This window comes from Algoriphagus machipongonensis, from assembly GCF_000166275.1.
GTDB classification, from domain to species: Bacteria; Bacteroidota; Bacteroidia; order Cytophagales; family Cyclobacteriaceae; genus Algoriphagus; species Algoriphagus machipongonensis.
On record NZ_CM001023.1, the window covers coordinates 928,423 to 945,414 of the forward strand.

The window sequence follows — 16,992 nt, forward strand, 5'->3', positions numbered from 1 at the left end:
CAATATTAAAAGTCTTGCCTATTTTTATGTAAATGATAAAACTGTTAGATATAAAATAGAGTTTTTACATTCATCTTGAAAAATCCTCCAAACGGTGCTTTGTTTTGGTTCATAATTTTTCAGAGAAAATTATGAAACCTTGGAAGACCATCATAGATTTTCGGCCTATAATGATTCATTTGCTGAAATCTACCGACTGATCTCCCAAGATATTGTGGATAGTTAATGAGACCAAGTACCAAATTTTCCATTTTGGTAATCATCGTAGGCCTCCTGAATTTGCTCCACAGTATTCATTACAAATGGACCTTGTGCGACAATGGGTTCGTTGAAAGGTTTGGCATGACCCAAGATTAAGATGGAATCAGAACCTGCCTGTACCTCTAGATTTACTTCGCCCGTTTCAAATTCGACTAGGTTTCTATAAGGTACTTCTTGCCCGTTTACTTTTAATTCACCTCTCACTACATAGAAGAAAATGTTCTCTCCAGCAGGTATGGTTTTTTGAAATTTACCACCTTCCTGTAGATAAATGGTGCTCATGTTTAGAGGGAAGGAAGCTTCAAATGCGCCTTTTGCATCATTCCAATTACCAAAAAGTTGTTGAACTTTTACTTTCCCATCATCAAGTTTAAAGTTGGTGATTTCATCCTCCTGTAAACCCACATATACCGGCTTAGTCATCTTAAGTTTAGCCGGTAAGTTCAGCCAAAGTTGAAGAATCTCTAGGTCTCCTCCTTTTTCTTTAAACTCGGAACTGCTGACTTCGGAGTGGATCAATCCGCTTCCAGCTGTCATATATTGCACTCCTCCTGGGCCAATCACTGATTCACCGCCTGAAGAGTCTAAGTGCATAATGTCCCCTTCAAGAATAAATGTGACGGTCTCCATTCCTCTATGGGGATGTGGACCGAATGGTAGCCCATTATTGTGTGGAGGGTAGGTCTGAAATCCATGATGATTCAAAAAGATGAAGGGATCTATTTGCTCTAGTTGTCTGGTGGGCATTGGACTATAGGTGACCAGATCAGCAATAGGTCTATATTCTGCTTTATGTATTTTTTTAATAGTACTCATGATAGTTCATTTTTGATGTATATACATGTAATTGCATTCGAGCTAAAAAAGTTTGATTCAAACAGCTTTTTTTACTGAAGTTTTTCGTCTAACATCAATAGGGAGTTTAGCAGAACATTAGCACCATTTGCAATAGCCTCAGGTGAAGAAAATTCTTCAGGGGAATGACTGATTCCGTTTTTACTAGGGATGAAAATCATACCGATAGGAGCGATATTTGCCATTTCCTGGGCATCATGTCCAGCTCCACTCGGGAGGTATTTATAAGAAAGCCCAAGCTCCTTGCTGGCATTTTCAATAACAGCCTGAATTTCAGGATTGGCTAATGCAGGTTTACTTGCTACTTCCGTGTGTTCAACAGAAACTTCAGTACCACTCTCTGCCGCAAGTTCCTTTGCCTTCATTGCTATCACCTCATAGATTTCCCATATTTTTTCTGAAGATAAATCTCTGATTTCCACATTGAGTTTTACTTCCCCCGGGATCACATTGCCTGCACCCGGGAAAGCTTCAATTTTACCGACTGTTGCAACCTGCGCTCCCTCAAAGGACTTGACTATTTCATTGACAGCCAAAATCAGTTTAGCAGCAGGAATCATCGGGTCTTTGCGCATATTCATCGGAGTAGTTCCAGCATGGTTTGCAAACCCCTTGAAAGTAAACTCCCACCATTCGATTGCTACAATTCCTTCCACAACCCCAATATCTAGGCCTTCACGGTCTAAATTGCCTCCTTGTTCAATATGTAGCTCTAAGAATGCAGCTATATCACCAGGAGCTCTTTCCATTTCAGAGATCCTATCTGGATTGCCTCCTAATGCAAGGATTCCCTCGTATTGTGTAAGCCCACTGCTACTTTTTACCTTCAGTGCTTCTTCGGTTAATTGGCCTACAATAGCTCGACTTCCCACAACTCCCCCTTCTTCATTACTAAAAATGATTACTTCCAGAGGATGTTTTGTTTGTATTTTCTGATCATTTAAAGTCTGTATGACCTCGATAGCACTCATAGATCCTACGGGTCCATCATAATCTCCTCCATTGGGTACTTCATCTATGTGAGAACCAAAAGCTATGGCCTTTAAACCTGCTTCAGTTCCATTTCTTTTCCCAATGATATTGCCAGCAAAATCCACAGAAACTTCCATGTCTGCGGCTTCCATCAATTCCATGACATAGGCTCTACCTTCAATATCGTATTCACTAAAAGCGATTCGGTCCGAACCTCCAGCTTCATTTTTTCCAAAAGTGGCGAGCTTTTGAATAGAGCTGTTTAATCTATTGGCGTTGACTTGTAGCTTAGATTGAGCGGCTGAAGTGCTAATAGAAGCAATGAATAAAAGGGCGATAAAAAGTTTAGACATAATCGTTTTGTATTTCTTCAATTTCAAGAATTCTTACTTATGTTCAAATAAACCATAAAAAAAACCTCTTCAGGTTTGAAGAGGTTTTTGCTGTTCGATTGGCATTACTTAAGCCAAGCAAGCTGAATTTCATCTGGAGCTTTAATTCTATCCGCTACTCTCATGTATCTATCAGAGAGTTTAGCAAGGTAGACTTGGGCTTTTGAAGCGGCATCATTCAAGCCCGTTAAGCTTTCGATCTTCCATAAGCTAACCAAGTGGTCTATTATTCTTGCATAATCCCAGCCTGTGTAGATTCCCACTTTTTGTGTAATCTCCGAAAATCTTGTGTAGATCGATGGGTTAGGACCACCTTCTCCCATTAAGACTGCAGGCATCACAATTTGTTTTTTCATCATTTTTTCAAAAGCGAGAATGGCTCCGTTAGGGTCAATCTCAAAGATTTTTGACATAAATGATTTGTAAGCCTTTTCATGTCTAGCTTCATCTCCAGCAATTGTTTTACAAATTCTGGAAAGTACAGGGTCTCCTGCCTTGTCTGCAAGTTTTCCTGTGTTGACGTGTGATATTTTTGTTGCTCTTTCCTGGAAAGAGGTATAAATCATGGCTTGATATGGATCGCTTTCTGATTTTGGATCGAAACCATTGGATAAAAGTCTGTGAATCGTGATTTCAACAGCCTTCATGTCCACCCGGCCAGTCATGTATAAATATTTGTTTAGAAGGTCTCCATGACGGTTTTCCTCTGCCGTCCAGGATTTAGACCACCTTACCCAGCCTGATGGGGAAAGAAGGCTTCTTTCTTCATTGATTCCTTCAAGAAGGTTGAAGTATGTTTGATAAGAAGGTAAAGCTTCCTCTGTGATCATATTTCCCACTAGGGAAGTTAGGACAGTGTCTGGAATGCCTTCAGCTCTCTTTTGCAATAGCTTGATTTCATCATGAATATCAGGATTGCTAAAATCAGGTAAGAAATCTGTTGGTTGCCAGCAAGTCTCAGGATCAACCAAGATATTGTCAACAGCATCTCCCACAAAGTCATCTAATTGGCTGATAACCTCCATGTTTTTCTCCAGCTCGTAATCTATAGGTTTTGAATTTCTCATTGTCTAAAATTCTTTGGTTGAAGTATTTTGAGTTCGGTCTTAGTATATTTTCTGCAGAAGCAGATTGATATAATATATCTAACGGCTAATTCAATGGCAAGATACAGACAAATTATCAGATTAGGGAGATTGCCGCTTATACTGATACTAGTTTCTACCGCTAAAAAATGAAAAAAGCCTCCAATAGGAGGCTTTCAGTGGGTTTTTCTTGAATTAGTAGTCCAATTTATAGGCGACAACTTTATTTTTCATAAAAGTTGGTACCAAGACTAAATTTTCCTCTGGAATAAATCCTACATCGGCCGTATTGGATTCTTCAGCTTTTGTGTCAAGCAGTAAGGTTTGGCCATCGCCAGAAACAAAATAAATTTCACCAGCCCATCTTGAAGCAACATAGTTATCATCGCCCAAGATGATCAGACCATCTCCTCCGGTCACCGTGCTGTTTAATACAGAGGATGAGCCATCTGCATTGAACATCTTTAATCCCGATCCATCCAGTCCGTAAATAGAACCATTGCTGGAAACGGCTACACCATTGAGTGAAGCATTTTCTTCAGAGATCGTAGAGATTTCTCCTCCTTCCATCACATGAAGTAAACCTTTGTTCATGTCAGTAAAATAAATCTTTCCATCATGAGCGTCAGCATCATTTAAGAATTCCGCTCCCTCTACCAGATATTTATTGGTAACCTCTCCTGTACCTAAATCAATTTCTACTAATTCATCAATGTCGGTTACATATAACTTTCCGTTAGAGATCGCCATACCCTTAGGTGCATTCAACCCTGTAACAAACTCTTGATTAACGATATTTCCTTCTTTATCAATAATTGAAATCGATCCCTTACCGTCCTTTTCTGTTGGGGAACCTTCAATATTGGAAACATACAGATTTCCAGAGTTTTTATCGTATAAGACGGATTCACAGGTGGTCAAAGTGGCTTCTGTTTCCCAGACCTTGGTTAAGGTTGGGGTTTTAACATCTTCCACCACGATCTCTTCTTCAGAGCTTTCTTCAGTTTTTTGAGGGCCACATTGGGCAAATAGTAAGGTTGCAGACAATCCTAGTAAGCTGCTTTTTAAAAGGGTTTTCATTTTTCGTTAGTTTTTGGTTAGTGTCCAATTTTGTTGATTAAATCCTGCCGGAGCAGTTTCAAGTAATCTTTCTTCAATTTTGTCAAGGTACATCGTATTGTACCTTAGGCGGGTGATGTAGTTGGGTAAATCAGGGTCTCCATTCCAACAATGTTCAGCCCTGTCTCCGTAGGCTACTTCCCCTTTATAATACGGATTTTGTGTTTGTTCTAAAAAATTCTCGGTCAAATAAACTGCATTGTTTAGGTAATAGTTATCCATGTCGCCACAGTAGATGTTTACTTTTCCTTCCAGCTTTGGACCGAGCTCCTTCCAGTCTCGTTCCATGATGTATCGAAGATCGTAATTTTCCTTCCAATATGAAGCTACAGAAGGATCAATTACACCAGTTTTTTTATCCCAGATAGGCTTGGGGTACCCGTCATCGCCCACTGGAGAATAAACTGCTTGCCAAATATCAAATTGCTCACCGGATCTAGAAAGGGGGCCACCTATCGCGAGTTCACGATGGTTCATGTCTTGGACAGTAGAGGAAACATGCCCTAAATAATCCCTATGTCCAGGACGTAGCGTCTTTCTGAACTCACCTTCCTGATAGTATGCGTTTTGATCCTCATATAAATTAATGGTAGTAAATGCCCTAAAATCAATTGGGTCTGGACAAGCAGCAAAACAACCATTGTATTCATCTGGGTAAAGAACCTGTGCGGCTAAAGCTTCCCAGCCCCCAGTGGATCCACCGTAAAGAAACCTGGACCAACCTTCCCCAATTCCTCTAAATTCCTTCTCTATAAAAGGGATCAATTCATAAGTCAAAGCATCACCATATGGGCCTAAGTTTTCAGAATTGACTGCATAGCTATCATCATAAAATGGATTGGCATGCTGTATCTCAATGATGATGAATCTTTTAAAGTCTGGAGAAATCCATTTTTGGTAAAAATCATAGGCTTCTTGTTGCTGAATTTTTTGATAGCCATAAATTCCAAACCTTTCCGAATATTCATCTTCAGGCAAATCTGGATCTGGTGGGCTGGTTCTAAAGCCTCCAAAATCATCTGGGAAATGGCCATGAAAAATCATCAAAGGATAATGTTGATTGGGGTTTTCTTCGAAACCTTCGGGAAGTAATACGTGGGCGCCTAAAAACATATCTCTACCCCAGAATTCGGAAAGCATTTCAGATTTCATTTTGATATGCTTGATATATTCAGTGTCCTCAGCTACCGAGATAGGTGGGATTATTTGATCGATAGTTAATTCAATAGTAGCCCCTTTTTTTAACCTAACAGAAATTGGTTTGGAATATAGGTTTCCCGGAGTTCTTCCCCATTTTCTTCCTTCACCTTGATCCATCGCAAGTTTCACGGTATGACCATCGGATCTATTAAATGTTTCATATTTGATGATGAAAGCTTGCATCATATATTCACCTTCAGGCACTTCTTGAATGCTTTTCAATGGATAGCCAAAGCTGTCGGTGTCAAATTTTATCACATCACCAGCCTGATAGTTTTCTAAATCCATTCCAAAAACTTGGGCTGTTCCTACATTATCAGAAATCGAAAATCTGGGTTCTTGATCCCTTTTATCTGAAAAAATTAGAAGTAACCTTCCGTCTTTAAGATCTGAAGCGAGTGTTGGGTCAACCTTAATAAGAAAAGGACTTCCTTTTTCGGGCTGATTGCAGGCGAAGACCAGGCTAGCAATCACTAGGTGAAATAAAAACTTCTTCATGATATGGTGGTTTTTCAATTAAAAGTTAATCAATAACAGTCAAATGTTTTGATTACAGGGTTTTAATTCATTGAAATTGAGATAAAAATTTGCGTTTCATCTCTTTTAAGGAATTTCTTTCCAGTAGTGCGCAAAAGGGATTATCTTACTTGCTTAATTAAACCACCAACATTTATGAAAAGAAACTATTCCTACCTATTAATCGGGCTGATGGCCTGGGCTTGTCAACCCAAACAAGTTGCTGTTGACTACACTCAAATGAGTGATGCAGAACGACTAAAAGCTGCAACTGAAATTGCTCACAATACCATCATGGTTGATGGCCACGTGGATTTACCTTATAGAATGAAAGTAGGCGGATTTACACTTCAAAGAGAAATTCTCGATGTATCTGTAAGAACCGATGGAGGTAATTTTGATTACCCGAGAACCAAAGAGGGAGGGCTAGATGCTCCTTTTATGTCCATTTATATTCCAGCTTCGAATCAGCAAATTCCAGGTGCTTCGAAGGCATTGGCTGATTCGCTTATTTTAATGACGGAAAGACTGACGGAAACTTTCCCAGACAAGTTTGCCATGGCTTATAGCCCTGCGGACATAGAAGCAAATTTTGCAGAGGGAAAAATTTCTCTCCCTATGGGAATGGAAAATGGAGCAGGTTTGGAAGATGATATTTCAAACGTAGAGTATTTTTATAATCGTGGAATCCGCTACATCACATTGACGCATGGCAAAGCAAACTTGATTGGAGACAGTAGTTACGATACGGTTAGGCTATACAATGGATTGAGCGAATATGGAAAGCAGGTAGTGAAGGAAATGAATAGGGTAGGAATCATGGTAGATGTATCCCATGTTTCAGATGATACATTCTTAGATGCTTTGGCTACGACTGAAGTTCCAGTAATTGCTTCCCACTCATCCGTAAGGGCATTTACTCCTGGGTTTGAAAGAAATATGAGTGATGAGTTGATAAAAGCTATGGCAGACAATGGTGGTGTCATGATGATCAATTTTGGGGGAAGCTTTATTGATTCTGCTTATGCTTCTGGAAGTGCCAAAGTTAGAGAACACCTTGTCAACTGGCTGGCTGAAAATGAGCTAAGTAGAAGCGACTCGGCAGCTCAGGCCTACATCGCTGAATATACAGCTGCTAATAACCCATTTCCGACAGTTCAAAAAGTAGCAGATCACATTGATCATGTGGTGGCTTTGGTAGGTGTTGACTATGTGGGGTTAGGTTCTGACTTTGATGGAGTAGGAGATTCTCTACCTACAGGCTTAAAGGATGTTTCAATGTACCCTAATTTGATTGCAGAATTGTTGAAAAGAGGTTATTCTGAGGAGGATATAAAAAAGATTTGTTCTGGTAATATCTTTAGAGTCTGGAAAGCTGTGGAGGATTACGCTGCTTCTCAATCTTGAGGGCTTTAACCAACTGAACAATATAAAATTCAGAGAATTGATTTTTTTTAAATTAAAAAAGAATCATTTTCATCCTGGAAATTTTTAAAAATTAAACTTGAATTTAAAAAATAGATTATGAAAATAGTTTGTACACTTGCGATGTTTTTTCTTATGCTTTCAGGGGTTTTTGCTCAGGAGAAAAGTATCTTTTCACAGGGAGTGGAAGGTTGCTATGAGGATTATTACATCGCTTTTCATGAGCGGGGTGCTGATCCAATTCCAGACGGTGAGCATGAGGTAGTATTCGTTGTGTTGAACCAAGGAAAAAGTGACTGTTTCATGGGTAAAGCTACTGTGAAAGATGGGAAAGTAGCTTTACCTGTTTATATTCAGAAAGATGATGAAGCTTACGTTCCAGCTGAAAGAATGTTTAAGAGTTTAGATATGGAATGGGTAGCTAAGCAGGATATTAATAGGTTGTACGAAATTACAGATGGAATGACCAATATTTTCCAGACCCAGGAGAAATATCATATACGCTTGTTCTTTCACACTTTTATCCATCCTGACCATAGAAATAACAAGAAGGCACCACCTGCTCAAGAGCTCCTAAAAGAAGAGGAAAATTGATCAGTATTATCTGACTATTTGAGGGCTCTACTTTATAGGTAGAGCCTTTTTTATGTCATTATTTCCGAAATGTCTATAAAAAAGGTCAAAATACAGTCATTTTGGCTTGAAGTTAAGCTTGGCGAAAGATTTGATTAATAGCTGTCAAATACAACCACGTAAAAAAACGACTAGCAATACATATGGACTTTAAACAATTCACAATAAAATCTCAGGAGGCGATACAAAAGGCAGTAGAGTTGGCTTCAGCTTCGGGACAACCGAATATTGAGCCCTCGCATTTGCTGAAAGGTATTTTCTCAGAGGATGAGAATGTCACCGACTTTCTCTTTAAAAAGCTCGGTACAAATAAGCAGTTGCTCAGCCAGAAAGTTGATGAGCAATTAGATAAATTACCAAAGGTAAGTGGGGGGCAGCAGCCTTATTTAAGTAATGCTTCCAATCAGGTTTTAAACAAAGCTAAAGATTATCTCAAGTCCTTTGGTGATGAATATGTAGCCATTGAACATTTACTCTTAAGTATTTTGGCGGCAGGAGACCCTGCATCAAAGATTTTGAAAGATCAGGGGATTACTGAAAAACCTTTGATCGAAGCGATAAAAGAACTTAGAAAAGGTAATAAAGTGACCGATCCAAACGCAGAAAGCAAATATCAGGCATTGGAAAAATATTCCAAGAACCTGAACGAAATGGCCAAAAAAGGGAAGATAGACCCTGTCATTGGTCGAGATGAAGAAATCAGGAGGGTACTTCAGATTTTGGCTAGAAGAACCAAAAACAATCCGATCCTTTTGGGTGAACCCGGTGTGGGTAAGACGGCGATTGTAGAAGGTTTAGCACAGCGAATTGTATCTGGAGATGTTCCCGAAAATCTAAAATCCAAGACTTTGATCTCTTTGGACATGGGATTGCTAGTGGCAGGTGCCAAGTATAAAGGTGAATTCGAGGAAAGATTAAAAGCCGTTATCAAAGAGGTGACCGATGCCGAAGGAGAGATAATTCTCTTTATCGATGAAATCCATACGTTGATTGGTGCTGGAGGCGGAGGAGAAGGAGCTATGGATGCAGCGAACTTACTAAAGCCTGCTTTGGCTAGAGGTGAATTGCATGCAATCGGCGCGACTACCCTGAAAGAATACCAGAAGTATATTGAGAAGGATAAGGCTTTGGAGCGTAGATTCCAGGCTGTTATCGTTGATGAACCAGATGCTGCAGATGCAATTTCAATCTTGAGAGGTATCAAGGACAAATATGAATTGCACCATGGAGTGCGAATCAAAGATGATGCTGTGATTGCAGCCGTTGAGCTGTCTCAGAGATATATTTCTGATCGATTCTTGCCAGATAAAGCGATTGATTTGATGGATGAGGCTGGAGCAAAGTTGAGAATGGAGATTGACTCCTTACCTCAGGAACTCGATGAGCTGAATCGTCGAATCATGCAGTTGGAAATCGAAAGAGAGGCCATTCGCAGAGAGAAGAACAAGGATAAGGAAACTGTCCTAAGTAAGGAATTAGCTGAGTTGGCTGAGAAGCGTGATAGTGTCAAAGCCAAATGGGAAAGCGAAAAGGCAGTGATTACTGGAATTCAGCGCGAGAAAGAACGAATTGATAATTATAAGGTGGAAGCCGAGCAGGCGGAACGTTCCGGGGATTTCGGCAAGGTAGCTGAAATCAGATATGGTAAAATCGGTGAAGCAGAGCAAAAACTGGAGTCTTTCAAATCTCAGTTGGCAGAAATGCAGGCCGGTTCGCCATTGCTAAAAGAAGAGGTGGATCAGGAAGATATTGCAGCGGTAGTTTCTAAATGGACAGGAATTCCACTTTCCAAAATGATCCAATCTGAGCGCGAGAAGTTGTTGCACTTGGAGGAAGAGTTAGGAAAGCGTGTGGCTGGGCAGAAAGAAGCGATTACTGCGCTTTCAGATGCAGTAAGAAGGAGCCGTGCAGGTTTACAAGATCCAAAGAGACCTATTGGTAGCTTTATCTTTATGGGAACCACTGGGGTCGGTAAAACTGAATTGGCGAAAGCTTTGGCGGAGTACCTCTTCAATGATGAAAATGCCATGGTAAGAATAGACATGTCTGAGTATCAGGAAAGACATGCGGTCAGCCGATTGGTAGGAGCGCCTCCAGGATATGTAGGTTATGATGAAGGTGGACAATTAACAGAAGCGGTAAGAAGAAAGCCTTATTCTGTAGTGCTCTTGGACGAGATAGAAAAAGCCCACCCAGATGTCTTTAATATTCTCTTGCAGGTCTTGGATGATGGAAGGTTGACTGATAACAAAGGTCGTATAGCAAGCTTCAAAAACACCATCATCATCCTGACTACAAATATTGGTTCCAGCTTAATTCAAGAGCGATTTGCTGAGATTGAAGAGTGGAATAAGGAGGAAATAATGGACAAAACTAAAACAGAAGCTTTTGATTTATTAAAGCAATCTGTGCGTCCTGAATTCCTTAATCGAATTGATGAAGTGATCATGTTCGAGCCGTTGAATAAGCAAATCATCCGTAAAATCGTGGACATCCAATGGGGAGAAATCCAAAAGCGATTATCGGAGGCTAATATTGAGATTGAAGCAACGAAAGAAGTCTTGGATTATCTAGGAGAGGTTGGGTTTGACCCAAACTTCGGAGCGAGACCTTTGAAGAGAACCATGCAAAGATTGGTATTAAATGAATTATCGAAACAGATTTTGTCTGGATATATCAAAAACGATTCTGCTGTATTAGTGGATTTGGATGCCGATAAGCAAGTTTACTTCAAGAATATCGATACACCAGTGGAAGTATAAAAAATAGTAATTCGGTAAAACCCTCGGAGAGTTTAGGCTTCGAGGGTTTTTTATTTTTAATTAACTTGTCATATGCTCGAACATTTCTTTCAATGCCCTTATTGTCTTGCAGAAATCTCCATGTTGGTTGATCCCTCAGTCTCCTCGCAAAAGTACATTGAGGATTGCGAGGTTTGCTGTAATCCTATAGAAATTCAAGTCTCAATAGACGAAGGGGAAATCATTATTTTCGAAGCAAATTCAATTGAACAATAAATTACTTTGCTTCTTTTTTTAAAGTGATTTTACCCAAATCCTTAGGCAAGTTTTTTGTCTTTAAGACTACATCAGTTGATTCGTGATCAATCATGGAAATTTGTAAGGTTATCTCTTCCGATGTGAAATCTTCTAAATCTAAATAAAAGTTCCCTTTTATATCGGTAACAGTTCCTGTGTCTTCATTTTTGACGATAATGATTGCGCCCGGGAGTGGACTTTTATCCTGGGAAAGAACAATGCCTTTTACTATTTTTTTTGCTTCTAAATACGCTCCATCCCCGGCAGATGTAAGCTGGGTTATTGAAAACGCTAAGCCTCCTAGGAAGAGAAAGAGCACTGTGAGAATACTAAACTTTAATTTTCTCTGGTAGAGTTTGTGGGCCTTGTTGATTGAGTTTTTCATATCATTACGAAATTTTAATAACAATATGATATAATTAGTTTTTAAATCCTAATTACCTGAAAATTAATTCACTGGAGTGTGCTTCATCAAATAGTTAGTAAGCAAAGTATATAAATGAAGTGAGGTTCCTTCACCTTCCCTAATCCCATGTGACCTGTTAGGGTAAGGCATCATCTGGAATTGCTTGTTATGCTTAATCAATTCGTTGATCAGCATTTCTGCACTTTGATAGTGTACGTTATCATCACCAGTTCCATGGACAACCAATAAATTTCCTTCCAGATTTTTGGCATACGTAATTGGAGATCCGTTCACAAAATCTTCCATGTTTTCCTGAGGAAGTCCCATGTAGCGCTCTTGATAGATGTTGTCATAAATCAACTGATTTGAAACTGAGGCGACAGACATACCAGTCTGATAAACTTCCGGGAATTTAAACATCAGGTTCAAAGTCATGGATCCACCACCACTCCAGCCCCAAACTGCTACTCTTTCCTCATCTAAATAAGGGAGCTTTAATAATTCTTTTGCTGCCAAACCTTGATCTTGGGCATTGATCACACCGATTTTTCTATAAATGATTTTTCTCCAATCGCTACCTTTGAGAGTCGGCGTACCTCGATTATCCATGTCGATGATGAAATAACCCTTTTGCGCCAGCATAATATTGAAAAGACCGACCTGTGTATCTGTAGCCACGGTACTCCAAGGTTCGCCATAGACGTGGAAAAGCACTGGATATTTCTTCGATTCATCAAAATCCACTGGATAGATTACCCGTGCATCCATAGTAACTCCTTCAGAAGTAGTCACAGTGGTAAACTTGATTTCAGGCGTTTTAAGAGAAGCCAGTTTGGTTTTGTAAGCCTGATTCTCTACCAATGATTTCAGCACCTCATGCTTCGGCAAAGAGACCAATCTCGTGGTCAATGGATCCGAAGTGCTTTGATGATTATGTACTGCAAATTCACCGTTTGGAGCGATATCATAAGTATTTACTCCTTCAAAAGCCTCTGGAGTCACACGTCGAAGTTTTCCTTTTCCTGCCAAATCAATGGCATACAGATAGCGCTGCGTCGCATTTTCAGGAGAAGCGATAAAGAAGACTTCTTTGTCAGAAAGGCCTCCAAAAGAAGCAACATCATATTCTCCTGGAGTAAGTAAGGTCTTGTTTCCAGTGGAGATATCGACTTTATAAAGATGTCTCCAGCCATCATTTTCGGTCATGCGGAGAAAAGCTTTTCCATCATCTACCAGTGGCAAACTATTATCACTCCAGCCATATCTGGATAAGTCAGGATAAGCCAAATCCACCCAAGTCTTTTCAGTTTCTACATAAACCTTCTTTAGTTCTTCATTGGATGGTTTATAGGTCCAGATAGTCAATTGATTTTGCTTTCTATTCATCTGCTGAATCAAGAGTAGATCCTCATTGATCCACTGCATGCCAGGCAGGTAATTTTCTTTTTCGCCTCCGGGAATAGGAAGCCATTTGGTCTTTTTGGAAGCAATGTCGACTAGGCCAATTTTCGCTCCGGCAGGTTCTTCACCCACTTTTGGGTATTGTAAGGGAATCGGTCTGGAATAGACTGAATCCGTATTGTTGATCATGTAAAAGGTTCCGATTTTGGAGGCATCGATTTGCCAAAAAGAAATGAACTTGGCATCTGGACTCCAAGCAAAACCATCCCGTTTTCCAAACTCTTCTTCATAAGCCCAGTCGAAAGTTCCGTTAATGATTTTGTCAGTCCCATCAGAGGTCAATTGAGTGACTTCCCCTGTTTTAAAGTCCTCTAAATACAAATTGAATTTCTGCACATAAGCGACTTTGGAATTGTCTGAAGAGAACTTCGCAAACATCAAGGAGGAAGATTCAAATTGTGCCCCCAACTTCTTCAGAAGTTTTGTATCCAGATCATAAACGTAATAGTCTCCTTTGGTATTGGATCTCCAGACCCTGCTGGAATTGGTGAAAATCAAGACCTTGCTACCGTCTTCTGAAAGGCTGAAAGATTCGATTCGTATAGGCTTACCATTGCTTTGTAAAGCAGATCCCGGCACAAAAACGCTCTTCTCTAAACTTTTGCTATCCCATCTTGCCAGTTCATTTCCATTCTCCACAGTGACATAAGCCGCTCCATTTTCAATCCATTGGATCGGCTGGAGCCTTTCTTGGCTGAATTCATTGGAAGCGTAGATTCTCTCTAGTGTGAGAATATCAGAAGTTTGGGCTTGGATGCTTTGAGTGAAAACAGAAAAAAGGATTCCTAAAAAAAGGAGGTGAATGGGACGTTTCATGATGATCTCTGAGATATGATGTTCTCAAAAATAAAGGAATATCCCAAGACTTCTCATAGAAGGTTAATACAAAGAATAAACAGGTCAATTTGACCTGTTTATTAAAGTTAGTTTGAAATATTTCTCTGTTATTCTTTGAATGCTGCGTCTGCCAGTTTTATCTGTCCATAGGACTTTGGTAAATCCTTTATCACCACCTCCATAGTTTTTCGGGCATGTTCCCAATGGCTAAAAACCAAGGTTACTTTCTTTTCTGTAAATTGGCTGAGATCCAATTCAAAAAATCCATTTGCATCGGACACTATTCCTTTGGTTGTTCCGTCCACTATTACGGCGACCCCTATAATAGGAGAACCATTTTTGGTGACAAACTGAGCTCGCACAATGGGTTTTGAAGGCGGTTTAATATGTTTTTCTTGTTGTGCACTGACCTCATGAGTCAATGTCAAGAAAAAAAACGAACTAAAAATCAGGAATAACCGAAAGAAATTGGAGGAATTCATCTGATAGAAATTTAGAAACTAAAAAAGATTTAATATCAATTAACTAATTCTATCTCAGAAAATCAATTTTCATTTTTTTATTTAATGATCAAATATTCCACCAATAAGTAAATTTCAATACCACAGATCGGTTCTTAGTGTAGAATGGCGCTGGTAAATAGTTATCCGTATAGACTAAGAAAATGTCTGATGCCGGCTTAAATCTCCATTGAAACCTCGTGTTCAGGTTGATGTTTTCGATTTGCTCATTGTATTGTACAAATGCCGTAAAGAAAAGCGTATTGGTCATCGTGACATCAACTCTTGGTCCCACCAACCAGAAGTTGGTATTGTACCAAGGCTCAGGCAAATGAATGGAATTATAATTGGCACTTAAGGCAATGCTGACATAGGGTTGAAACCTGTAGCCGATATCTGCAGTGACATTATACCGCTTGCCATCCGCATAATATCCTCCCAATCGGGTAGTGAAGGCATAGGTAAATACACTTTGTGGCTTGGAAGTAAACTCTGCACCTGTGGCATACCATTGATGTTCTGTACCTCTGGCAAGTGTATCACCGCTGTAATTTGTCGGGTCAAATGGGCGCTGAAGTAATACATAGTCCGTAGAGACCCATGCTTGAAACGTACTTTGACTCCTCCATTTGATGTTATAGGCAAGAAAAGTGGTATTATCTGTTTTCTCACCATCGGTATTGAAGAAATAACGTACCCCAACTTTGGGTCCGTGATTCAGGATTTTTTCACTTTTAGGAAAGAACAAGTAACTCGCTTCCGGATTGATTTTATAAAATCCGTTTCTAGGAACGTAGCCTACTTCTGCGGTATAATTTTTAGAGACATATTGATGCTCCCAGTTCCAAGTCAGGTTTCCGGAACTGTATTTCAAGTTCGCTGCATGGACAAATCCATCGCCAACCTGGTTAGGAGCAAAGCTCTTCATAAACATGGCTTTTCCAGTCCAAAGATTGTTGGAAGAAGCCAAGTTGTATTCCAGTCCAGCATTTCGATTGAATTGGGAATAAATGGGTTGTTCCGCGTCAGGATCCGGATTGTAGTTCAGAGACTGCTTATTGATAAACATCCCGGTTATATTGGATCTGGCACCAACTTGTCTCTGTAAAGCAAAAACGGTAAAGTTTTGAGAAGGTAATCCGTCTTCCTCCACTTCTCCGGTTTGCATGTTCATTGCCCCGATTCGCCAGTCCTTATTGATTTTTCCGCTCAATCTTGCTCCAAACTGAATAGGTGCATTTAAGCCAATTCTTCTGGAGAAAAACGGACGGATAGTCTCGTATCCAAAGCTGGCAAAGAGATCTCCATTTTCTAGAAAGAACTGCCTTCTCTCGGGAAAGAAAAGTTCAAATCGATCCAAGTTTGTGACCTGCCTATCCACTTCTACCTGAGAAAAATCAGGATTCACGGTCAAGTCGAGATTAAGAGAGGAAGTCAAGCCAATTTTGGCATCCAGGCCTACTTCTCTTCTGTATTCGGTATCCTCATTTCCTTCAATATTTTTTCTAATGCCACCTAAAGCATAAGGGATTAAAGAGACGTTCGCACCTGCTTGTGGCGGGGGCTGATCCCAAATCAAACTTCCTGTGTAGGCTAAGGATGCTGAAGGGAACTGTCTCGGTACAGGAGCCCAACCAGATTTCTCAGTAGCTTTGAGATCCAATCTTGAGAAGTTGATTCCCCATTCTGTAATGCCTTTTTTATACCGAATAGATTTGAATGGGATTGCTGCCTCAAAAACCCATTTGTCATCGTAGTTGGTGACTTTTGATCGCCACTTATTATCCCAGCTCAAATCCACACTTCCTCCATTGTACATAATTCCGTCCCACTGAGCTCCCGCTGCATTGGCGCCAAAAGTAAACCCATTGGTCTGGTCATCAAAAGGGTCCATGAAGAGCAGGAAGTTGTCATTTTTGCCAAAGGAAAAGTCTCTCCGTAAGGACTCTACCATATAAGGACCTGGAAGTAGGTGGAAATTTTCTACAATGAGGTAAAGGTTTTCATCATCGTAGGTCATTCTTACATCTGTTCTCACTTGGGCAAAACTGGTGTCCATCGGGGTGATCATAAAAAAGTCAGTTGCAACTTCAGCATCCATCCAAGCCTTTTCATCTAAGACACCATCGATGATGATTTCAGAGCTCGCTTTTTTGATATTTAGCTGATAGGAGGAATTGATTTTCTGTGCCGATAGGTAGAAAGAATTTGCAATGCCAAGGAGCAATAAAAGAATAAGTTTACGCATTGGATTACAATACTTTAGAATTAGGGTTCATTAATGGAATGTGG

General features: G+C 40.0%; 13 protein-coding genes. 4 read left to right on the forward strand and 9 right to left on the reverse strand.

The window, feature by feature from the left end; genetic code table 11:
- Window positions 1–222: 222 nt before the first annotated feature.
- From ALPR1_RS03990 to ALPR1_RS04010, 5 genes are all read right to left on the reverse strand, one after another.
- Window positions 223–1,077: a pirin family protein gene (locus ALPR1_RS03990; protein ID WP_008198587.1), complete on the reverse strand. Its 855-nt coding sequence runs from the start codon at window positions 1,075–1,077 to the stop codon at window positions 223–225.
- Between the two features lie 71 nt (window positions 1,078–1,148).
- On the reverse strand, window positions 1,149–2,441 hold the full coding sequence (locus ALPR1_RS03995) for a Zn-dependent hydrolase (RefSeq protein ID WP_008198590.1): 1,293 nt from the start codon (window positions 2,439–2,441) through the stop codon (window positions 1,149–1,151).
- Window positions 2,442–2,545: 104 nt separating this feature from the next.
- Window positions 2,546–3,547 carry an acyl-ACP desaturase gene (locus tag ALPR1_RS04000; RefSeq protein WP_008198593.1) on the reverse strand — a complete coding sequence of 334 codons (1,002 nt, stop codon included), beginning with the start codon at window positions 3,545–3,547 and terminating at the stop codon, window positions 2,546–2,548.
- Window positions 3,548–3,760: 213 nt separating this feature from the next.
- Entirely contained in the window at window positions 3,761–4,645 is an 885-nt protein-coding gene (locus ALPR1_RS04005; protein WP_008198595.1) for an SMP-30/gluconolactonase/LRE family protein, read from the reverse strand.
- A gap of 6 nt (window positions 4,646–4,651) precedes the next feature.
- Window positions 4,652–6,382, reverse strand: a complete 1,731-nt coding sequence (locus tag ALPR1_RS04010; protein ID WP_008198596.1) for an alpha/beta hydrolase-fold protein — start codon at window positions 6,380–6,382, stop codon at window positions 4,652–4,654.
- A gap of 174 nt (window positions 6,383–6,556) precedes the next feature.
- Here ALPR1_RS04010 and ALPR1_RS04015 point away from each other — a divergent pair, with 174 nt between their 5' ends.
- The 4 genes from ALPR1_RS04015 (at window position 6,557) to ALPR1_RS20500 (ending at window position 11,475) form a co-directional block, all read left to right on the forward strand.
- On the forward strand, window positions 6,557–7,807 hold the full coding sequence (locus ALPR1_RS04015) for a dipeptidase (RefSeq protein ID WP_040302541.1): 1,251 nt from the start codon (window positions 6,557–6,559) through the stop codon (window positions 7,805–7,807).
- A 117-nt stretch (window positions 7,808–7,924) separates the two neighbouring features.
- Window positions 7,925–8,419, forward strand: coding sequence for a hypothetical protein (locus tag ALPR1_RS04020; RefSeq protein WP_008198599.1), 495 nt, complete (start codon window positions 7,925–7,927; stop codon window positions 8,417–8,419).
- 182 nt (window positions 8,420–8,601) lie between these two features.
- Window positions 8,602–11,220, forward strand: coding sequence for an ATP-dependent chaperone ClpB (gene clpB, locus ALPR1_RS04025; RefSeq protein ID WP_008198600.1), 2,619 nt, complete (start codon window positions 8,602–8,604; stop codon window positions 11,218–11,220).
- A gap of 72 nt (window positions 11,221–11,292) precedes the next feature.
- Window positions 11,293–11,475, forward strand: coding sequence for a CPXCG motif-containing cysteine-rich protein (locus ALPR1_RS20500; RefSeq protein WP_083796125.1), 183 nt, complete (start codon window positions 11,293–11,295; stop codon window positions 11,473–11,475).
- A 1-nt stretch (window position 11,476) separates the two neighbouring features.
- Here ALPR1_RS20500 and ALPR1_RS04030 read toward each other — a convergent pair whose 3' ends face one another.
- From ALPR1_RS04030 to ALPR1_RS04045, 4 genes are all read right to left on the reverse strand, one after another.
- The gene (locus ALPR1_RS04030) at window positions 11,477–11,881 is read right to left on the reverse strand and encodes a carboxypeptidase-like regulatory domain-containing protein (protein WP_008198601.1); all 405 of its coding nucleotides are present in this window, start codon (window positions 11,879–11,881) and stop codon (window positions 11,477–11,479) included.
- 63 nt (window positions 11,882–11,944) lie between these two features.
- Window positions 11,945–14,179, reverse strand: coding sequence for a S9 family peptidase (locus ALPR1_RS04035; protein ID WP_008198602.1), 2,235 nt, complete (start codon window positions 14,177–14,179; stop codon window positions 11,945–11,947).
- 128 nt (window positions 14,180–14,307) lie between these two features.
- Complete coding sequence (locus ALPR1_RS04040) at window positions 14,308–14,682, reverse strand: carboxypeptidase-like regulatory domain-containing protein (RefSeq protein ID WP_008198603.1); 375 nt, start codon at window positions 14,680–14,682, stop codon at window positions 14,308–14,310.
- 88 nt (window positions 14,683–14,770) lie between these two features.
- On the reverse strand, window positions 14,771–16,948 hold the full coding sequence (locus ALPR1_RS04045) for a DUF5916 domain-containing protein (RefSeq protein ID WP_008198604.1): 2,178 nt from the start codon (window positions 16,946–16,948) through the stop codon (window positions 14,771–14,773).
- Window positions 16,949–16,992 lie beyond the last annotated feature (44 nt).